The sequence below is a fragment of the Pseudomonas sp. Pseusp15 genome (assembly GCF_059492165.1).
This window is the reverse complement of record NZ_CP168523.1, coordinates 6252203-6271434: the sequence shown is the minus strand read 5'-3', so window position 1 is coordinate 6271434 and position 19232 is coordinate 6252203. Positions and strand designations below refer to the sequence as shown.

Sequence of the window (19232 nt, the reverse complement as noted above, 5' to 3'; positions counted from 1 at the left end):
TCTCACTTACTGTATTTGTCGCCACATGATGCGACGGCCGCTGCCGCCACCGGATTTTTCCACCAGAGTGGTCACGCCACCACCGGAGTCGTTCACAATCTTGCGGGTTGCGTCATTGACGACCGCGTTCAGGGTCGGGATACCACCGGTGAAGATCACCCCACTGGAAATCGTGTCGTTGCCATCGACCACCCCGTCGGCATTGGTGTCGAGTACCGCGTAATTGAGCATCTTACCGCTGAACGCATCGAGTTCGACCAGTTTGCCGCTACCGAAGCTGGCACAGGGGTCCACGGTATCCACACTGAGCGTGGTAAAAACAATTCGCCCCGATACCAGACTGGCCTGATAGATCACCCGCTCCCCCGTCAGCACGTTGTTGTATACCAGGGGCAGGTACCAGCCTTTCTTGGCCGGGTAGGTCACCTCGTTCTGGCTGGTGGTGATGAATTGCCCGCTACTGCCCGAAAACACGCCGGTCACCGCCTGCGCCTGCAAACTGGAAACGGTGATTTGTCCTGCGCCCCCCTCGGCATCCCATACCGCGTAGAACGCCTGTAGATCCTTATTGGTCTTGTCGGCAACCTCATTGAATTTGCCGGTGCCGAAAAACACCTCCTTGCCGCCCAACACGTGATCCGCCAGCAACGGTTGCGCGGTAATCGGCTGGGTCGCGCCACCTGCAGTGGTGAACAACGGCTTGCCGGAAAACGCCACGCCCCAGGTGTCAGGAGTGGTGCCACTCAAATCGAACTTCCACAACCGCCCTTTCAGATCGCCCCCGTAGGCAGCCTGCACCACATTCTGCGAGTTGACCCTGAGCTTCACCGACGAAAGGCCGTTGGTGGTTTCGGTACTGTCGACCACGATTTTCTTGATCAGCGAGCCGTCGCGAATATCCACCACATACAACGCTGCCACCCCGGAGTTGCTGCCATAGCCGTTGGAGATAAACGCGGCCCAGCGACCATCGGCCAAGCGTGCCACTTCGGGGCGCGCATAGGCATAACCCAGATCATTGAAAACGTTCGCTGTATTGGCCGTGGCCGGCGCACTGACTTCCCACAGTGCTTTAGTTTCATTACCAGCCGATGCGTCGAACAATTGCAGCGCATAGAAGGTTTTGCCGCCCGCCCCCGTTCCGCCAATCGCCAGGGTTTTCCAGGCGCTGTTGAGCTGAGCATCGAACACGCCGACCTGGCCATCGACCAGATACTTGTGGCTCACACCGTTGATGTAAGCGGGATCGGCGATGTCGTTCAGCGATGGCAGCACGCTGGAGGGCATGTAGGCATAACGCCTGACACCGTTGGCCGAGTTGATGATGTTTACAAAACCGTCGTTGGCATTCACCACCAGGCTGGCATTCATGTTGGCGGCTTTGGTGGTCAGGTAAGTGCTGTAGCTGGTGTCTGCCACCAGATCGGACGCGGTTTTGTCCGTGGGTGAGGCCAGCACGAGTGGCGAATTGATGATGTCGCCGAGCAATACACTGCGAACTTTCAGCCCGGTTTTGTTGATGCCCTTGCTCCACTCCACCAGATCGTTGCCGTTGATGCCAGTAGGCAGCCCCTGGTTGAGGGCGGTCTGCTGCGCCGCAGAGAAATTGCTGTAAGCCAGGGTGACCGCGGCGTTGGTTTGCGTGTTCCAGGACTGGTAGGTCGGCGCAGTGGCGCCGGGCACGATGGTGGTGTCGGTCGTCCACAGCACAGCGGCGGTGTTAACCGCGCCCGCCGACGTGAAACCAAAGGACTTGATCGTACCCCGCCAGTCCTTGGGATCGTAGCTGGTCTGGAAATAGCTCGAGTCGCTGGTCAGGGTCGTGCCGCTGGCCACGCCACTGCCACCTGAGCCGGCCTTGGAAGTGATGTCGCTCAGGGCGGCAGACAGTGCATTGTTAAGTCCCGCACTGTCGTTCGCCTGGTAATACTTGCCCTGCCCATAGGTCGCGGCATCCGCCAACATCTGGTTTGCAGCGGTGAAACCCACGGTATAGGTGTTCATGTTCTGCTTGGGAAAATCCAGGGCGTTCCAGCTTTTACCCGCGGCATCGGTTCCCGTGGAACGCATGTCGATATCGAAGGCGAACTTGGCAATGTCATCCAGGTACAGGGTGTCGCCCTCATCGTCGCCTGAAGGGTCAGCACCATCGTTACTGCTGATCCCGTCCCAGTTTGGTAACCGGCTGCCTCCCAGTGGGTCGTCGGTCGGAAAGGTTCGGTCGTAGGTCGGCAGACCATCGGTGATCACCACCCCGTAGTTTTTCTGGCAACGGTACTGAATCGGACTGGTATAGGTGTCGGGCGTCGAGTTGTTGTACGGCGCCATGCCACGGAAATAACGAGTGATCTCGTAATAGGCTTCCGCCAGCGGCGTATTGGCTTGCGCGCTCAGCTCGTCGATCCCGGCGATCAGTGAGGTGTAATTGGTATCGGCCTGAGCCTGGGTCACAGTGCCGCTGACCGCCGATAAATCGCTGATCGAGCGGGCGATGTAACCGCCGTCATTCTTATGGTTACCGACCGCCAGGTTGAACGTCGACAGGCCGATGCGCAGCGAACGGTTATTGGCCACCAACGTCTTGGAAACGTTGCGCGCCACGTTCATCCGGTAATCGTTGGGGATCGAGCCGTCGGTGAAGTCCCGGTCAGTGTTGTTGGCCAGGCTGATCAGGTAGGACAAATAATTCGCCGTATACCGCGTGTCCTCGCTTCCCACCGGATCGGGAAGCTTCAGGCAAAGCGAATCCAGACCGAGAAGGCTGTTTTTATAAAAACCGTACCATCCGGCCTTCGAGCATGTTCCATGATTCAAACTCGACAAGGCGATATTGTTATCGGTCATGTCCAGGTCGCGGCCTTTGTTGCACGAACCATTGGAGAGGCAAATCGTCACCGGGGTGCGTGCGACCGTCGGGTCGAAGCCGGCCGCCCAGATAATGTTGTTCATACTCCCCGAGTCATCGAGCAGCAGCATCACATTGGCAGGCACGGCGGCGGCGCTCAACAGCGGAGAATCCGAGGGCGTGAAGGCGTAGGTCGGCGCGGCCAGGTAAAGGCTCAAGACCGCGCCGCAGAGCAGCTGCAGTAACCAATGGCGCCAGCCTGTGCGGGTCTCAGTACTTCGCATAAATACTCTCCACCACACTGCGCGAGCTGCCCGCGATGCCCACGGCGGTCACCCGATAAAGGGTTGCCGACGTGTTGCTCGGCACATTCACGGCAGTCAGGGTAGTGCCAATGTTCTGCACTCCGTAAAAGCCGCTACCGGAGGCGATCCAGTTCACCCCCGAGGTGGAGTTGAACCCGGCGGCGGTAATGACCGACGCCTCGGCCGGCGGTGCGCACTGGCTGGTGCCACTGCAGACCGGCAACGAGTAGGAGTTCAGTTGCACCGCGCTTTCACCGACCCGCAACGCCGCTTCCGCGCCCTGGAACGACTGGTTGCGCAGGATCACGCTGCTGGTCATTTTCTCCTGCAACGTGGCGCTCTGCATCGACGAGAGACCGATCAATGTCAGCACCAGGAGAAACACCAGGCTGACCAACAGCGCCATGCCGCGCTGGACGTGAGATGTCATGGACGCACGACTCATCGGCCCTCCCCTCATTGCAACCGGTTGCGCAAGGCGGCAACTACGTTGAAGGTTTGATTGCGGACCCGGTTGTTCGGGTCGGTGAGGGTCAGCGTCAGCCGCACACTGCGGATTCGCGCCGGATCGGACGGATTACTGCTGTAACTGGAGGCGGCTGTATCCGTGGCCGAACTGGCGATGCCGAAGCTCACGCCAAAGGCACTGACGTTGTTTACCAGCACCGCCTGAGTCGGCGTGCCAGTGCCGGAGCCCATCAGCAGTTGGTTGTTGCTGAAGCTGTAGACCAGCCGCCGGATTGGAAACGCCAACTGCCCCGATGCCGGCGTGCGTAAACCGGTGTAGGCCGTCGCAGTATTTCGGCAGTCGGAAACCACCGTCCAGGTCGGCACTCCGCCACTGCCGCCGACATCTGCGGTGACCAGAGTCAATTTGAGGTTGGCATTGTCCCAACTGATCGGTGTGAGCAGGCTGGCATTGAAATCCCCCGCCGAGCTGGCGTCGGTAATCGTACCCAGGCAACCAAACATGCCGACCATGCGAATTTCCTGAATCATCTTGCTCAGGACGAACCGCGCATCTTCCTGCATGCCGGCAGCGGTGTTCTGGCTGACGTAGGTGTTTTTGGCGGCGATGAAAATCTGCGCCACGCCCAGGACCACGATCAGGCTCAACGCCAGGGCGATCAGCAATTCGATCAGGCCGAAACCTCTGCTGGTTCTGTTCATGGTGTCGTCACCGGATCAACGGTGGCACGGCTGGTGAGGACAAAACTGCGGCGCGAATCGGCGATATTGGCGGCCCGGGAGTCGTCCCAGGTAATGGTGATGGTGTATACCCGCTGGTTGCGGACGATGCTGCCGGTGGCCGTGGCGCCGCCGAAATTGACGATATTGGTGGTGAAGTCGTAGAGGTCCTGATCCCGGGCCACGCTCAAGTTGCCCGAGGTCGGCGGCGTGACGGTGTAATCGGCGCCGGAATTGGCGCGAATGCGGTCCATCATGTCGTAGGCGATAAAACTCGCCTGGCTGGTCATCCGTGAGCTGTCGGTGTACTTCAGCGCATTGAGCTGAATCGCCGCCGCGCCCAACAGACCCACAGCCAGCACCAACAACGCGACCAATACCTCGATCAGCGTCATGCCCTCCTGTGCACGCTTGCTCCAACCCCTCATCCGCAACTTCCACCCAATAGAATTCGTCCGTTCAAACACACATTCAGCGTCCTGCTTTGCGCCCCCAGCACATAACTGATCACCACCGCCGTGGACGGCGCTGCCAAGCCGCCGAGATTGTTGAAATCAATCGCGGTCACTCCTGAGGTTAGCGTTAGAGTTGCTCCGCTGCTCATCGCTGGAACAACCCGCAATACATTGGCCGGATTGCCAGTACCGTCATAAACGCTCAGCTCGCCGGTCCAGACACTGCCGCCGGCCGTCGGGCGAACCCGAGTGGTGAAGCCCCGATCAATCGCCTCAAGCCGTGCGTAATTGAGTGCCCGTTGCAAGTCGCCGACCTCGGTGTCGGCCTTGTTGCTTTGCACCGAGCGGGTGAACGCCGGAACGGCCAGTGTAATCAGGATCAGAAACACCGCGAGCGTGACCAGCAGCTCGATCAGCGTGAAACCTTTTGTACGATGATCCATCAGTGCCCTCCGTTGCCGTCGGCTATACCTGCTTCTACACGCTAGAACATTCGACCGACAGATGTACGGTTGTTTTGCCATTACTCGCGCAAGGATCGCGCGGGCCGCAGCACTCCATGGAGGGAGATGACATGCATCAGCAAGGTTTCAGCTTGATCGGACTGCTCATGGGACTGACGATTGTCGGGATTGTTCTGCACTTGGTCAGTCCGGCGTTCGCTGCACTGACGGAATCGAATCATCGGGAGCAGGCGGCCGAGTCGCTGATCAGCGGGATCCGGCAGGCCAGAACCCTGGCCATAACCCGCAACCAGAACGTGGTCATTCATGGCATCAACGGCGATTGGAGCCAGGGCTGGCGGATCATTCTGGACATCAGCGGCAAAGGGCCAGAGGACAGCAGCAATCCGCTACTGGTCGAGCGCGCAGGTGATGCGCGGACGCCGATTGTCGGCAATTGGTGGGTCAGGCGTTTCGTGCGGTTCAGCAGTCTGGGCCAACCGCTGATGCCCGGGCGGGCATTTCAGGCAGGGACGCTACATATTTGCTCGGCTCGCGAGCCGGTCAGCCAGCTCCAGGTGGTGCTGGCGGCGAGCGGTCGAGTGCGCCTGGCCAACCGTAAGGCTGAGCAGGCGCTGTGTCGAAAGGCGAAAAATATTACAGCAGCGAACGCACGCGAAGCTCTTTAGGCATGGAGAAGGTGATGTTCTCCTCGCGACCGGCCAGTTCATCGGCCCCCGTGGCACCCCAGGCCTGCAATTGCTGGATCACGCCACGTACCAGCACTTCCGGAGCGGAGGCACCGGCCGTGATGCCAATACGCTCGACACCGTCGAACCAGCTCTTTTGCAAGTCTTCGGCACCGTCGATCAGATAGGCCGGGGTGGCCATGCGTTCGGCCAGTTCACGCAGACGATTGGAGTTGGAGCTATTCGGGCTGCCAACCACCAGCACCACGTCGCATTCGTCCGCCAGTTGCTTGACAGCGTCCTGACGGTTTTGCGTGGCGTAGCAGATGTCGTCCTTGCGCGGACCGCCGATCGCCGGAAAACGCGTACGCAGTGCGTCGATCACGCGACTGGTGTCGTCCATGGACAGGGTGGTCTGGGTAACGAAAGCCAGCTTTTCAGGGTTGTTCACCTGCAATTCGGCGACATCTTTCTCGTCTTCGACCAGATAGATCGCGCCACCATTGCTGCCATCGTACTGGCCCATGGTGCCTTCGACTTCCGGATGGCCGGCATGACCGATAAGGATGCATTCACGGCCGTCGCGGCTGTAACGCGCGACTTCGATGTGCACCTTGGTCACCAGCGGGCAGGTCGCGTCGAACACCTTCAGGCCACGACCTGTGGCTTCGGTACGCACGGCCTGGGAAACGCCGTGGGCGCTGAAGATCACGATCACGTCATCCGGCACCTGATCCAGTTCCTCGACGAAGATCGCCCCACGGGCACGCAGGTCTTCGACCACGAATTTGTTGTGGACCACTTCGTGGCGCACATAGATCGGCGGCCCGAAGACTTCCAGGGCGCGGTTGACGATTTCGATCGCCCGGTCCACGCCGGCGCAGAAGCCACGGGGGTTGGCGAGTTTGATTTGCATGCTGTGCCTCGTGTCTTGCGCGCAAGAAGTTAGATCATTGTAGGAGCAGAGCTTGCTCGCGAAAGCGGTGTGTCAGTCAACATTGATGCTGAATGTGATGACGCCTTCGCGAGCAAGCTCTGCTCCTACAGGTGACCGTATTCGGTCAGTTACAACGCTTTGACGTTGATGATCTCGACGTCAAAGGTCAAGGTCTTACCGGCGAGCGGGTGGTTGAAGTCGATGGTCACTTGCGCGTCATCGAATTCCTTCACCACGCCCGGCAGCTCGGTATTGGCGGCATCGTTGAAAATCACCAGCAGTCCTGGCGACAGTTCCATGTCCTGGAACTGCGAGCGCGGGATGATCTGCACGTTTTGCGGGTTAGGCTGGCCAAAAGCGTTTTCCGGCTCGATGGACAGGCTGCGCTTGTCGCCGGCCTTGAAGCCGAACAGCGCGGCCTCGAAGCCTGGCAACAGGTTGCCGTCACCGACCTTGAAGGTCGCCGGGGCTTTGTCGAAAGTGCTGTCGACGGTGTCGCCGTTCTCCAGGCGCAATGCAAAGTGCAAGGTGACTTCCGTGTTCTGGCCGATACGTTGTTCAGCCAATACCTGTTCAGTCATGAACGGTTTCTCCGGTCTTCTTACTTTTGAACATATCCAGCGCGAGCATTACGGCACCGACAGAAATGGCGCTGTCAGCAAAGTTGAACGCCGGGAAATACCAGCGGTTCTGCCAATGCACCAGAATGAAATCAATCACATGCCCCAGGGCAATGCGGTCGTAAAGATTACCCAGCGCGCCACCCAGCACCAGGGCCAGCGCAATCGCCAGCCAGGTGTCGTTGCGCCCCAGGCGCTTGAGCCAGATCACCAGCACCGCGCTAACCACCACCGCGATCAAGGCAAACAACCAGCGCTGCCAGCCTGAGCCGTCAGCCAGGAAGCTGAACGCCGCCCCGGTGTTGTAGGCCAGGGTCCAGCTAAACAAATCGGGGATCACCACGATTTGCTGGTACATCTCGAGCTTGCCTTCGAAGTAGAACTTGCTGGCCTGGTCAATGACCAGGACCAGCAAACTCAACCAGAGCAAGCTCAGCCGTCCGAAACGGCCAGCCGCATTAGGCATAGTGACGAACCTCGCCCGCGCCGCTGATGTTGTCGACACAACGACCGCAGATTTCCGGATGTTCCGGGTTCACACCGACGTCTTCACGGCAGTGCCAGCAGCGGGCGCACTTGACGTGAGCCGACTTGACGATCTTGAGCTTCAGGCCGCTGACTTCGGTGACCACGGCATCGGCCGGTGCCTGCACCAATGGCGCAACACTGGCGGTCGAAGTGATCAGCACGAAACGCAGTTCGTTGCTCAGCTTGGCCAAGTCGGCGCTCAGCGCGTCTTCGGCGAACAGCGTCACTTCGGCTTGCAGGTTGCCACCGACGGCCTTGGCTGCACGCTGGATTTCCATTTCCTTGTTGACCGCAACCTTGACCGCCATGATCCGGTCCCAGTAAGCGCGATCCAGCTCGAAGCCTTCCGGCAGTTCGCTCAGGCCTTCGTACCAGGTGTTGAGCATCACAGACTCGTTACGCTCGCCCGGCAGGTATTGCCACAGCTCGTCGGCGGTGAACGCCAGGATCGGCGCGATCCAGCGCACCAGCGCTTCGGAGATGTGGAACAGCGCAGTCTGGCACGAACGACGGGCCTTGCTGTCGGCGCCAGTGGTGTACTGGCGGTCCTTGATGATGTCCAAGTAGAAACCGCCCAACTCCTGCACGCAGAAGTTGTGGATCTTGGAGTAAACGTTCCAGAAACGGTATTCGCCGTAGTGTTCCTGCAGCTCGCGTTGCAGCAACAGCGTGCGATCCACGGCCCAACGGTCCAGGGCGAGCATTTCTTCGGCCGGCAGGAGGTCGGTGGCCGGGTTGAAACCGGTCAGGTTGGAAAGCAGGAAGCGCGCGGTGTTACGGATGCGCCGGTAGGCGTCCGCACTGCGTTGCAGGATCTGCTCGGAAACCGCCATCTCACCCGAGTAGTCGGTAGACGCTACCCACAGACGCATGATGTCGGCGCCCAGGGTGTCGTTGACCTTCTGCGGCGCGATCACGTTGCCCAGGGACTTGGACATTTTGCGACCGGATTCGTCGACGGTGAAACCGTGGGTCAGCAGCTCGCGGTACGGTGCGTGGTCGTCGATGGCGCAACCGGTCAGCAACGACGAGTGGAACCAGCCGCGGTGCTGGTCCGAGCCTTCCAGGTACAGGTCGGCGCGAGGGCCGGTCTCGTGGCCCATCGGGTGCGAACCGCGCAGGACGTGCCAGTGCGTGGTGCCCGAGTCGAACCAGACGTCCAGGGTGTCGCTGATCTTGTCGTACAGCGGCGCTTCGTCACCGAGCAACTCAGCGGCGTCCATCTTGAACCAGGCTTCGATGCCTTCGACTTCGACGCGCTGGGCGACGATTTCCATCAGTTCGACGGTGCGTGGGTGCAGTTCGCCGCTTTCCTTGTTCAGGAAGAACGGGATCGGCACGCCCCAGTTGCGCTGACGGGAGATGCACCAGTCCGGACGGTTGGCGATCATCGAGTGCAGGCGCGCCTGGCCCCAGGCCGGGACGAATTTGGTGTCTTCGATGGCTTTGATCGCGCGTTTGCGCAGGGTGTCGCCCGCTGCAGGCTCTTTGTCCATGCCGATGAACCACTGCGCGGTGGCGCGGTAGATCAGCGGGGTCTTGTGACGCCAGCAATGCATGTAGCTGTGTTCGATGGTGGTGGTGTGCAGCAGCGCGCCGACTTCGGTCAGTTTGTCGACGATGGCCGGGTTGGCCTTCCAGATGAACTGGCCGCCGAAGAACTCCAGCGATGGCACATACACGCCGTTGCTTTGCACCGGATTGATGATGTCGTCGTTGACCATGCCGTACTTCTTGCAGGTCACGAAGTCGTCTACGCCGTAGGCTGGCGAGGAGTGAACCACGCCGGTGCCCGCGCCCAGCTCAACGTAGTCGGCCAGGTAAACCGGCGACAGGCGATCGTAGAACGGGTGACGGAAGTTGATCAGTTCCAGCGCTTTACCGGTGGTGGTGGCGATCACCGAACCTTCCAGGCTGTAGCGGGCCAGGCAGGACTCGACCAATTCTTCAGCCAGTACCAGCAGCTTGTCACCGACGTCGACCAGGGCGTAGTTGAACTCCGGGTGAACGTTCAGCGCCTGGTTGGCCGGGATAGTCCACGGAGTGGTGGTCCAGATCACGATCGAAGCAGGTTTGCCCAACGACGGCAGACCGAACGAGGCAGCCAGCTTGGCTTCGTCGGCGATCGGGAAGGCCACGTCGATGGTCGCGGACTTTTTGTTCTCGTACTCGACTTCCGCTTCAGCCAGGGCCGAACCGCAGTCAAAGCACCAGTTCACAGGCTTCAGGCCCTTGAACACGAAGCCACCCTTGACGATTTCCGCCAGGGCGCGGATTTCACCGGCCTCGTTTTTGAAGTCCATGGTCTTGTACGGGTTGGCGAAGTCGCCCAACACGCCCAGACGGATGAATTCGGACTTCTGGCCTTCGATCTGCTCGGTGGCGTAGGCACGGCACAGTTCGCGGGTCTTGTCGGCGCCCAGGTTCTTGCCATGGGTCACTTCGACTTTGTGCTCGATCGGCAGGCCGTGGCAGTCCCAGCCCGGAACATAAGGTGCGTCGAAACCCGACAGGGTTTTCGAGCGGATGATCATGTCCTTGAGAATCTTGTTCAGCGCATGACCGATGTGAATCGTGCCGTTGGCGTACGGAGGACCGTCGTGCAGTACGAACTTCGGACGATCCTTGCCAATCTCGCGCAACTTACCGTACAGGCCAATGCTGTCCCAGCGCTGCAGAATCTGCGGTTCGCGCTGAGGCAGGCCGGCCTTCATTGGGAAGGCGGTGTCCGGAAGGTTTAGCGTGGCTTTATAGTCGGTCATTTAAGGCTCTTCATTAGCGATTGGCGCTAGGTGCGACAGGGCACGGGCGGCGGCGATATCCGCATTGATCGCCGTCTTAAGCGCCTCCAGAGAGGCGAAACGCTGCTCTTCACGCAGCTTGTGGTGGAAAACCACCGTCAAACGCCGGTCATACAGATCGCCGGCAAAATCTAAAAGGTGCACTTCGAGGTGAGCTTTGCCATCCCCTTCGACCGTTGGCCGCACACCAATATTGGCGACGCCTGGCCAGGTCTTGCCATCGATGTCGACGCTGACCAGGTAAACCCCGCTCAACGGCACACGACGACGCTTGAGTTGTACGTTGGCCGTGGGCGTACCCAACTGGCGCGCCAGCTTCTGGCCATGCAGGACCCGACCGGCAATCCGGTACGGGCGACCGAGCAGTTGCTCGGCCAAGGCGAAATCGGCAGCGGCCAGGGCATTGCGGACCTGAGTGCTGCTGACACGAATGCCGTCCAGCTCGACGGTCTGCGCCGCTTCGACGGTAAAGCCCTGAAGGACGCCGGCCTGTTGCAAGTAGTCGAAATCCCCCAACCGGTCGCAGCCAAATCGGAAATCGTCACCGACTTCCAGATGCTGCACCCCGAGGCCGTCCACCAGAATGGTATCGACGAACTCCCTGGCGCTGAGTTTGCTCAGGCGATGGTTGAAAGCCAGGCACAACACCCGGTCGACACCCTCTTCGGCCAGCAGCTGCAGTTTGTCCCGCAAGCGGGCCAGACGGGCCGGGGCGGTGTCCGGAGCGAAGAACTCCCGCGGCTGCGGCTCGAAAATCACCACGCAGCTGGGCACGCCCAACTCGAGCGCACGCTCTCGCAGCCGGACCAGGATAGCCTGGTGGCCACGGTGAACACCGTCAAAGTTGCCAATAGTGGCGACACAGCCCCGATGCTGGGGGCGCAGGTTGTGGAGACCTCGAACCAGCTGCATAACGCGCTTCTTGCTCATAAAGTGGTCGATTATAACCACACCCGGCGGCCGACGACAGGCAACACCGTAACCCAAAGTAATCGAGCCGACAAAACTGCCGGTTCGCCCATGATTATCGAGATAACGTCTTCAGCTCAAGGCCTTGCGATTGAAGTCGCGCAAACGGAAGCCCATCAACAGCAACATGCCGAAATACGCCACGACGCCTGCGATCACCAATGCACCCAGACGCAGCAGCCGCTCAAGCATAGGCCCCTGCCCCCAGGCCGGCATAAAGTGCATCGCGCCCAGCAATACTGCAGACATCACCGCTACCGCCACCAGCAATTTGAGCCCGAACTTCGCCCAACCCGGTTGCGGCTGATACATCTGCTGCTTGCGCAATTGATAAAACAGCAAGCCGGCGTTGATGCAGGCACCCGCGCTGATGGCCAGGGCCAGGCCGGCGTGCGCCAGCGGACCGATCAGCACCAGATTGAACAGCTGAGTGACGATCAGGGTGAAAATCGCGATTTTCACCGGCGTGCGGATGTTTTGTTGCGCATAGAAGCCCGGCGCCAGCACTTTGATCACGATAATCCCCAGCAAGCCGACGGAATAAGCGATCAACGCGCGCTGAGTCATGGCCGCATCGAAAGCACTGAAATGGCCATACTGGAACAGCGAAACCGTCAGCGGTTCAGACAGAATCCCCAACGCCAGGGCGCACGGCAACACCAGCATGAAGCACAGGCGCAGCCCCCAATCGAGGATTCGCGAGTATTCGTGGCGATCCTGGCTGGCATAGGTCTTGGCCAGCGTCGGCAACAAAATCGTGCCCAGCGCCACACCCAGCACGCCGGATGGCAATTCCATCAGGCGGTCGGCGTAATACATCCAGGACACGGAGCCGGCCACCAGAAACGAGGCAAATATAGTATTGATGATCAGCGAAATCTGACTCACCGAAACGCCGATGATCGCGGGCAGCATCTGTTTCATGACCCGCCAGACACCGCTATCGCGCAGATTCAAACGCGGCAGTACCAGCATGCCGATCTTTTTCAGGTGCGGCAGTTGATAGAGCAGCTGCGCCAGCCCACCCACCAGAACGGCCCAGCCCAGCGCCATCACCGGCGGATCGAAATACGGCGTCAGGAATACTGCAAAGATGATCATGCTGACATTGAGCAGGGTCGGCACGAAAGCTGGCACCGAGAAGCGGTTCCAGGTGTTGAGGATCGCCCCGGCCAGCGACGACAGGGAGATCAGCAATATATAAGGGAAAGTGACCCGCAGCAGATCGGTTGTCAGCCGGAATTTTTCAGGAGAATCGACGAAACCCGGTGCCGTGGCCCAGATAACCCAGGGGGCGGCGAGCATGCCCAACGCAGTGACCAGCGCCAGTACCAGTGTCAGCAGGCCTGAGACGTAGGCAATGAAGGTTCGCGCCGCCTCCTCGCCCTTTTGGCTTTTGTATTCGGCAAGAATCGGCACAAATGCCTGGGAAAATGCCCCTTCGGCGAAGATCCGCCGCAGCAGATTGGGCAGCTTGAAGGCGATAAAGAAGGCGTCAGTCGCCATTCCGGCACCAAATGCACGGGCGATTAGAGTGTCACGAACAAACCCCAACACCCGGGAAAGCATCGTGATAGAGCTGACAGCGGCCAACGATTTGAGCAGATTCATTGAAAGAGTTTGTGCCTGTCGATAAACAGCAGGCGAACAACGCGCCCACTTATGCGATACTCCGCGCCGCAACAGCACAGAGCCAAAGCTCGCGAGTTTACAGGTCGCGCGCCGGAAAGAAATATCCAGCGCACCGTCCCCTTGAAAACGTAGCGAGCAAAGGCAAGACAAGGCGAAAGCAGGCGAGAAAGCGGAGTTGACTTTAGTCAATGAGCATTTCGAGTCTGCTTTCAACGCTGTATTGCCGAGCGCAGTAGTTTTCATGGGGCCGGAACCGGCCACTTAGCGGAACGTCTCTTCCGCCCTTGACAAGACATCAACTCATCGGCATGATTCGCGGCCTATTTTGTTTGCTATTTCCTAAAAAGTCTTTCGAGGAGCTCGACGGTGGCCAACACACCTTCCGCCAAAAAACGTGCAAAACAGGCTGAGAAGCGTCGCAGCCACAACGCCAGCCTGCGTTCCATGGTTCGTACCTACATCAAGAATGTAGTTAAAGCCATCGACGCAAAAGACGCTGCTAAAGCTCAAGCTGCTTACGTTCTGGCCGTGCCAGTTATCGACCGTATGGCCGATAAAGGCATCATCCACAAGAACAAAGCTGCTCGCCATAAGAGCCGTCTGAATGGCCACGTCAAGGCCCTGAACGTTGCCGCTGCTGCCTAAGCGACGCGCTCGTTAAAAAACCGACCTCAGGGTCGGTTTTTTATTGCCTGCGATTTATTAAATACAATGCAAAAAAAATGTGGGAGCAAGCAGACTCACCCCCACACCTGGACCTTCGTTATCTTACTGAGCGTGCGTCCACGGCAGAATCGGAATTGCCGTCACTGCATTCTGCGGACTGCCCTCGATCAAGCGATCGCTGTAGACCAGATACACCAGGGTATTGCGCTTCTTGTCGAGGAATCGCACTACCTGCATAGTCTTGAATACCAGCGAGGTGCGCTCCTTGAACACCTCCTCGCCATCCTTGAGCTCACCCTTGAAGCTGATCGGCCCGACCTGGCGACATGCAATAGACGCCTCAGCGCGATCCTCGGCCAATCCCAGACCACCTTTCACGCCACCCGTCTTGGCACGCGACAGGTAACAGGTCACGCCCTCCACTTTCGGATCATCAAACGCCTCGACAACAATACGGTCGTTCGGGCCGACGAATTTGAACACCGTCGACACCTGGCCAATTTCCTCGGCCGAGGCCAGCAACGGCATCGCCAACAACAAGCCCAATAATCCTTTTGCCACACGCATTCAGGTATTCCTTCAGACCAGAATCAGGTTATCCCGGTGAACCAGCTCCGGCTCCGCCATGTAACCCAACAGACCGATAATCGCCTCAGACGACTGACCGATGATTTTTTGTGCTTCCAGAGCACTGTAGTTAGCCAGGCCACGAGCGATTTCACGACCGTCCGGCGCCACACAGACCACCATTTCGCCGCGACGGAAGCTGCCCTGGACCAGCTTTACACCTACCGGCAGTAAACTTTTGTTGCCCTGAGACAGCGCGGTCACCGCACCCGCGTCCAGCACCAGCGTGCCGCGAGTCTGCAGATGCCCGGCCAGCCACTGTTTGCGGGCCGCCAGCATGCCGCGCTCAGGCGACAGCAAAGTGCCGATGCGCTCGCCAGCCTTGAGGCGATCCAGCACTCGCTCAATACGCCCACCAACGATGATGGTGTGCGCACCAGAGCGCGCCGCCAGACGCGCAGCGCGCAGCTTGGTCTGCATGCCGCCACGCCCCAGCGCACCACCAGTGCCACCGGCTACCGCATCGAGCGCCGGATCATCGGCCCGCGCCTCATAAATCAGCTTGGCATCGGGATTGTTGCGTGGATCAGCATCGAACATGCCATCGCGATCAGTGAGGATCACCAGCAAATCGGCTTCGACCAGATTCGCCACCAGCGCCGCCAACGTATCGTTGTCGCCGAAACGGATTTCGTCAGTGACCACAGTGTCGTTTTCGTTGATCACCGGGATCACCTTCAACTCAACCAGCGCACGCAAAGTGCTACGAGCATTCAGGTAGCGCTTGCGGTCGGACAAATCGTCGTGAGTCAGGAGAATCTGCGCGGTATGCCGACCATGTTCGGCGAAGCTCGACTCCCAGGCCTGCACCAGCCCCATCTGACCGATGGCGGCAGCCGCCTGCAACTCATGCATCGCACTGGGTCGCGAGGTCCAGCCCAGACGGCTCATGCCCGCCGCCACTGCCCCGGAGGACACCAGCACCAGCTCAACGCCCGCCTCATGCAGGGCAACCATCTGCTCGACCCAGACACCCATTGCTGCGCGATCCAGGCCCTTGCCGTCCGCCGTCAGCAAAGCGCTGCCGATCTTCACGACCCAACGCTGCGCACCTGTCACCTTGCTCCGCATCATCTTCAACCTTAGCTTGAGGGCAGCGCGACCTGGCACTGCCCGTGACGTTATTCGTGGTTCTTCGTGACCAACAGTCGATTTCCAGATACTAAAACGCCGCTCCAGTGAGCGGCGCTTAAGTTTATCGCAACGAATCAGTCACGCACGTAAATGATTTCCGGACCGTCTTCGTCATCCACATCTTCTTCGTCCCAATCGTCGTCACCGATGTCATGGACCGACTTCACGCCGCTGCGGCGCAGAGCACGCTGATCGTCCAGCGCCTGCAACTGGGCGCGCGCTTCATCTTCGATGCGCTGATCGAGCTCAGCCAGCTCTTCCTTGTAGGCCGGGTCGTTAGCCAGGCGATCGGCGCGATCTTCCAGATAACGCATGATGTCGTGGCACAGACGCTCGGTGCCTTGCTTGGCGATCGCCGAGATCACATAGACCGGACCGGTCCACTCCAGACGATCAACGATCTCCTTGACGCGAGCATCGTGCTCTTCCTCAAGGATCTGGTCACACTTGTTCAGCACCAGCCAGCGATCACGCTCGGCCAGGGACGGGCTGAACTTGGTCAGCTCGCTGACGATCACTTCAGCGGCATCCGGCGCACTGGTGTCATCCAGCGGCGCCATGTCGACGAGGTGCAGCAGCAGACGCGTACGCGACAAGTGCTTGAGGAAGCGAATCCCCAGGCCCGCGCCGTCGGAAGCACCTTCGATCAAGCCCGGAATATCCGCGACCACGAAGCTCTTCCAGCGATCGACACTGACCACACCCAGGTTCGGCACCAATGTGGTGAACGGGTAGTCGGCGACTTTCGGCTTGGCAGCCGATACCGAGCGAATGAAGGTACTTTTGCCGGCGTTCGGCAAACCGAGCAGACCGACGTCCGCCAACACCTTCATTTCCAGTTTCAGGTCGCGCTGCTCACCCGGCTTGCCCGGCGTAGTCTGGCGCGGCGCACGGTTGGTACTGGATTTGAAACGAGTGTTACCCAGACCGTGCCAGCCTCCCTGAACCACCATCAGCTTCTGGCCGGCCTTGGTCAGGTCGCCGATGACTTCCTGGGTGGCAGAGTCGATCACTGTGGTACCGACCGGCACCCGCAGGATCAGATCCTCACCTTTTTTGCCGGTGCAGTCGGTGCTGCCACCGTTGGAACCGCGCTCGGCATCGAAGTGGCGGGTGTAACGGTAGTCGACCAGGGTGTTCAGGTTTTCGTCGGCCATCATGTAGATGGAACCACCATCACCACCGTCGCCGCCGTTCGGGCCGCCGTTTTCAATGAATTTTTCTCGACGGAAACTCATGCAACCGTTACCACCGTCGCCGGCCTTTACTCGAATCGATACTTCATCAACAAACTTCATAACAAAACGCCTCTCGCCATACGGACGAGCCGAAAAACAACCAAGACATAAGACTCTTGCAAAAATGAGCGCAGCGACCTCAATCAACGACCGCCAATACAGCGCTGGAGCCCATCACAAACAGCTTTGCAAGAGACTCACCCCACAAACGAAAAAGCCCCGTCGCAAGACAGGGCTTTTCCAGCGATCGCGCAATTAAGCTGCGACGACGCTCACGTAACGACGACCGAAGGCGCCTTTTACTTCAAACTTGATCACGCCTTCGATTTTCGCGAAGAGGGTGTGATCTTTACCCATGCCAACGCCGTAGCCAGCGTGGAATTGGGTGCCGCGCTGACGCACGATGATGTTACCGGCCTTGATGACCTGGCCGCCATACATCTTCACGCCAAGGCGTTTGGCTTCTGAGTCGCGACCGTTACGGGTACTACCACCAGCTTTTTTGTGTGCCATGAGTTCAATTCTCCTAGTGAGGAATTAGGCTGATTAAGCCTGAATACCGGTGATTTTGATCTCGGTGTACCACTGGCGGTGGCCCATACGCTTCATGTGGTGCTTACGGCGACGGAACTTGATGATGCGGACTTTATCGTGACGACCTTGGGAGATCACTTCAGCCACAACGGTAGCGCCAGGAACAACTGGAGCGCCGATATTCACGTCGTCGCCATTGGCAACCAACAGAACGCGATCAAAAGTTACGGATTCGCCGGTAGCGATTTCCAGTTTTTCGATCTTCAGGTATTCACCTGGAGCAACTTTGTACTGCTTGCCACCAGTAACGATTACTGCATAAGACATGGTATTTCTCCGATAATCCTGCTCACCCAGCTCTTTATAAGAAGAGGTATTGGCTGGCATGGCTGCATAAGGCTGGAAGGCCTGTTTGCAATTGCGTAAGGCAGGTGCTGCCCAGGAAGTTCAGGGTGCGCGATTGTACGCAAGCTACTCTGGCGTTGCAAGTGGCCGTCCATCGCGCCTTGACAGGCCCGGACGTGGGTCCTAGCATGCCGCGCAACCCTTCTGGAGCAACTGTCGCTGATGCAACCCCAAGCTTTCTACCGCGCGGTGGCGGACGATTTTAGCGCCGTCGACGGCATCATCAAGAAGCAGCTGACTTCCCGAGTGCCGCTGGTATCGAAAATCGGCGACTACATTACCTCGGCTGGCGGCAAACGCCTGCGTCCCTTGCTCGTGCTGCTGTGCGGCAAGGCACTGGGCCGCGAGGGCGATGACCTGCGCCTGCTGGCCGCGACCATCGAGTTCCTGCACACCGCCACCCTGCTGCACGACGACGTCGTCGACATGTCCGGCATGCGCCGTGGCCGTTCAACCGCCAATGCCATGTGGGGCAACGCGCCGAGCGTGCTGGTGGGCGACTTCCTGTATTCGCGTTCTTTCGAAATGATGGTCGAACTGGGCTCCATGCCGGTAATGAAGATCCTTTCGCAAGCCACGCGCATCATCGCTGAAGGCGAGGTGCTACAGCTGTCGAAGGTCCGCGACGCCAGCACCACCGAAGAAACCTACATGGAAGTCATTCGCGGCAAAACCGCGATGCTCTTCGAGGCTTCGACCCACAGTGCCGCGGCCCTGGCCGGTGCCTCGCTGGAACAGAGCGAAGCGCTGCGCACCTTCGGCGATCACCTGGGCGTAGCCTTCCAACTGGTCGACGACCTGCTGGACTACCGTGGCGATGCCGAGACCCTGGGCAAGAACGTCGGTGACGATCTGGCCGAGGGCAAGCCGACGCTGCCCCTGATCTACACCATGCGCGAAGGCACTCCGGAGCAGGCCGCACTGGTTCGTCAGGCGATCCAGAAAGGTGGCATCGAAGACCTGGAAAGCATTCGCGAAGCGGTCGAAGCTTCCGGCTCGCTGGATTACACCGCGCAACTGGCCCGCGACTACGTGGCCCGTGCGATCAAGTGCCTCGGCGCCCTGCCCGCCAGCGAATACCGCGATGCGCTGGTGGAATTGAGTGAATTTGCGGTCGCTCGCACGCACTGATATTCATAGCAAATTCAAAAGATCGCAGCCCTCGGCAGCTCCACATGGGTACACCAAGGAGCTGCCGAAGGCTGCGATCTTTTGC

General features: G+C 59.3%; 19 protein-coding genes. 3 read left to right on the top strand and 16 right to left on the bottom strand.

All coding sequences use genetic code 11. From position 1 onward, the window contains the following. Positions 1-6: 6 nt before the first annotated feature. From ACEN8R_RS28415 to ACEN8R_RS28395, 5 genes are read right to left on the bottom strand one after another with little or no spacing between them, the layout of a single operon-like run. Positions 7-3129 (bottom strand): pilus assembly protein, encoded by a 3123-nt coding sequence (locus tag ACEN8R_RS28415; RefSeq protein ID WP_018925894.1) that lies wholly within the window; start codon positions 3127-3129, stop codon positions 7-9. Further along, positions 3116-3595, bottom strand: coding sequence for a pilus assembly PilX family protein (locus ACEN8R_RS28410; protein WP_018925893.1), 480 nt, complete (start codon positions 3593-3595; stop codon positions 3116-3118). The genes ACEN8R_RS28415 and ACEN8R_RS28410 overlap by 14 nt, the downstream gene beginning before the upstream one ends. Before the next feature lie 11 nt (positions 3596-3606). Further along, entirely contained in the window at positions 3607-4320 is a 714-nt protein-coding gene (locus ACEN8R_RS28405) for a PilW family protein (protein WP_018925892.1), read from the bottom strand. Beyond that, positions 4317-4766, bottom strand: a complete 450-nt coding sequence (gene pilV, locus ACEN8R_RS28400; RefSeq protein ID WP_026286393.1) for a type IV pilus modification protein PilV — start codon at positions 4764-4766, stop codon at positions 4317-4319. Before pilV ends, ACEN8R_RS28405 begins: the two co-directional genes overlap by 4 nt. Further along, positions 4763-5236, bottom strand: a complete 474-nt coding sequence (locus ACEN8R_RS28395; protein WP_018925890.1) for a GspH/FimT family pseudopilin — start codon at positions 5234-5236, stop codon at positions 4763-4765. Before ACEN8R_RS28395 ends, pilV begins: the two co-directional genes overlap by 4 nt. 131 nt (positions 5237-5367) lie before the next feature. On the opposite strand from ACEN8R_RS28395, the gene ACEN8R_RS28390 reads away from it, so the two are divergent. Continuing rightward, positions 5368-5925, top strand: coding sequence for a GspH/FimT family pseudopilin (locus ACEN8R_RS28390; protein ID WP_018925889.1), 558 nt, complete (start codon positions 5368-5370; stop codon positions 5923-5925). Here the strand turns inward: ACEN8R_RS28390 and ispH are convergent. The 6 genes from ispH to murJ all read right to left on the bottom strand — a co-directional run bounded on the left by ispH (position 5894) and on the right by murJ (position 13391). Further along, positions 5894-6841 (bottom strand): 4-hydroxy-3-methylbut-2-enyl diphosphate reductase, encoded by a 948-nt coding sequence (gene ispH / locus ACEN8R_RS28385; protein WP_018925888.1) that lies wholly within the window; start codon positions 6839-6841, stop codon positions 5894-5896. The genes ACEN8R_RS28390 and ispH overlap by 32 nt on opposite strands. 149 nt (positions 6842-6990) lie before the next feature. After that, on the bottom strand, positions 6991-7428 hold the full coding sequence (fkpB, locus tag ACEN8R_RS28380) for an FKBP-type peptidyl-prolyl cis-trans isomerase (RefSeq protein WP_177318289.1): 438 nt from the start codon (positions 7426-7428) through the stop codon (positions 6991-6993). A 7-nt stretch (positions 7429-7435) separates the two neighbouring features. Next, complete coding sequence (gene lspA / locus ACEN8R_RS28375) at positions 7436-7948, bottom strand: signal peptidase II (protein ID WP_018925887.1); 513 nt, start codon at positions 7946-7948, stop codon at positions 7436-7438. Beyond that, positions 7941-10772 (bottom strand): isoleucine--tRNA ligase, encoded by a 2832-nt coding sequence (gene ileS, locus ACEN8R_RS28370; protein ID WP_018925886.1) that lies wholly within the window; start codon positions 10770-10772, stop codon positions 7941-7943. The genes lspA and ileS overlap by 8 nt, the downstream gene beginning before the upstream one ends. Beyond that, positions 10773-11723, bottom strand: coding sequence for a bifunctional riboflavin kinase/FAD synthetase (gene ribF, locus ACEN8R_RS28365; protein ID WP_018925885.1), 951 nt, complete (start codon positions 11721-11723; stop codon positions 10773-10775). 129 nt (positions 11724-11852) lie between these two features. After that, positions 11853-13391 carry a murein biosynthesis integral membrane protein MurJ gene (murJ, locus tag ACEN8R_RS28360; protein WP_026286392.1) on the bottom strand — a complete coding sequence of 513 codons (1539 nt, stop codon included), beginning with the start codon at positions 13389-13391 and terminating at the stop codon, positions 11853-11855. Between the two features lie 387 nt (positions 13392-13778). Here murJ and rpsT point away from each other — a divergent pair, with 387 nt between their 5' ends. After that, positions 13779-14057 carry a 30S ribosomal protein S20 gene (gene rpsT, locus ACEN8R_RS28355; RefSeq protein ID WP_007901883.1) on the top strand — a complete coding sequence of 93 codons (279 nt, stop codon included), beginning with the start codon at positions 13779-13781 and terminating at the stop codon, positions 14055-14057. A 123-nt stretch (positions 14058-14180) separates the two neighbouring features. On the opposite strand, the gene ACEN8R_RS28350 is transcribed toward rpsT, so the two are convergent. The 5 genes from ACEN8R_RS28350 to rplU form a co-directional block, all read right to left on the bottom strand. Further along, the gene (locus ACEN8R_RS28350) at positions 14181-14645 is read right to left on the bottom strand and encodes a CreA family protein (protein ID WP_018925883.1); all 465 of its coding nucleotides are present in this window, start codon (positions 14643-14645) and stop codon (positions 14181-14183) included. A 12-nt stretch (positions 14646-14657) separates the two neighbouring features. Further along, positions 14658-15776, bottom strand: a complete 1119-nt coding sequence (gene proB, locus ACEN8R_RS28345) for a glutamate 5-kinase (protein ID WP_007938428.1) — start codon at positions 15774-15776, stop codon at positions 14658-14660. Positions 15777-15913: 137 nt separating this feature from the next. Continuing rightward, on the bottom strand, positions 15914-17137 hold the full coding sequence (gene cgtA, locus ACEN8R_RS28340) for an Obg family GTPase CgtA (RefSeq protein ID WP_018925882.1): 1224 nt from the start codon (positions 17135-17137) through the stop codon (positions 15914-15916). 195 nt (positions 17138-17332) lie between these two features. Beyond that, complete coding sequence (gene rpmA, locus ACEN8R_RS28335) at positions 17333-17590, bottom strand: 50S ribosomal protein L27 (protein WP_003228360.1); 258 nt, start codon at positions 17588-17590, stop codon at positions 17333-17335. Positions 17591-17623: 33 nt separating this feature from the next. Beyond that, positions 17624-17938, bottom strand: coding sequence for a 50S ribosomal protein L21 (rplU, locus tag ACEN8R_RS28330; RefSeq protein WP_007901869.1), 315 nt, complete (start codon positions 17936-17938; stop codon positions 17624-17626). Positions 17939-18178: 240 nt separating this feature from the next. Here rplU and ACEN8R_RS28325 point away from each other — a divergent pair, with 240 nt between their 5' ends. Then, positions 18179-19147, top strand: coding sequence for a polyprenyl synthetase family protein (locus tag ACEN8R_RS28325; RefSeq protein ID WP_018925881.1), 969 nt, complete (start codon positions 18179-18181; stop codon positions 19145-19147). The last annotated feature ends 85 nt before the right edge of the window (positions 19148-19232 follow it).

Bases quoted from the DNA above. Each gene is read 5' to 3' on its own strand.
- ACEN8R_RS28325 (WP_018925881.1), top strand. From the start codon at position 18,179: ATGCAACCCCAAGCTTTCTACCGCGCGGTGGCGGACGATTTTAGCGCC.
- ispH (WP_018925888.1), bottom strand. From the start codon at position 6,841: ATGCAAATCAAACTCGCCAACCCCCGTGGCTTCTGCGCCGGCGTGGAC.
- ileS (WP_018925886.1), bottom strand. From the start codon at position 10,772: ATGACCGACTATAAAGCCACGCTAAACCTTCCGGACACCGCCTTCCCA.
- murJ (WP_026286392.1), bottom strand. From the start codon at position 13,391: ATGAATCTGCTCAAATCGTTGGCCGCTGTCAGCTCTATCACGATGCTT.
- ACEN8R_RS28390 (WP_018925889.1), top strand. From the start codon at position 5,368: ATGCATCAGCAAGGTTTCAGCTTGATCGGACTGCTCATGGGACTGACG.
- ACEN8R_RS28410 (WP_018925893.1), bottom strand. From the start codon at position 3,595: ATGAGTCGTGCGTCCATGACATCTCACGTCCAGCGCGGCATGGCGCTG.
- pilV (WP_026286393.1), bottom strand. From the start codon at position 4,766: ATGAGGGGTTGGAGCAAGCGTGCACAGGAGGGCATGACGCTGATCGAG.
- rpmA (WP_003228360.1), bottom strand. From the start codon at position 17,590: ATGGCACACAAAAAAGCTGGTGGTAGTACCCGTAACGGTCGCGACTCA.
- ACEN8R_RS28415 (WP_018925894.1), bottom strand. From the start codon at position 3,129: ATGCGAAGTACTGAGACCCGCACAGGCTGGCGCCATTGGTTACTGCAG.
- lspA (WP_018925887.1), bottom strand. From the start codon at position 7,948: ATGCCTAATGCGGCTGGCCGTTTCGGACGGCTGAGCTTGCTCTGGTTG.
- ACEN8R_RS28395 (WP_018925890.1), bottom strand. From the start codon at position 5,236: ATGGATCATCGTACAAAAGGTTTCACGCTGATCGAGCTGCTGGTCACG.
- ACEN8R_RS28405 (WP_018925892.1), bottom strand. From the start codon at position 4,320: ATGAACAGAACCAGCAGAGGTTTCGGCCTGATCGAATTGCTGATCGCC.
- ACEN8R_RS28350 (WP_018925883.1), bottom strand. From the start codon at position 14,645: ATGCGTGTGGCAAAAGGATTATTGGGCTTGTTGTTGGCGATGCCGTTG.
- ribF (WP_018925885.1), bottom strand. From the start codon at position 11,723: ATGCAGCTGGTTCGAGGTCTCCACAACCTGCGCCCCCAGCATCGGGGC.
- cgtA (WP_018925882.1), bottom strand. From the start codon at position 17,137: ATGAAGTTTGTTGATGAAGTATCGATTCGAGTAAAGGCCGGCGACGGT.
- proB (WP_007938428.1), bottom strand. From the start codon at position 15,776: ATGCGGAGCAAGGTGACAGGTGCGCAGCGTTGGGTCGTGAAGATCGGC.
- rplU (WP_007901869.1), bottom strand. From the start codon at position 17,938: ATGTCTTATGCAGTAATCGTTACTGGTGGCAAGCAGTACAAAGTTGCT.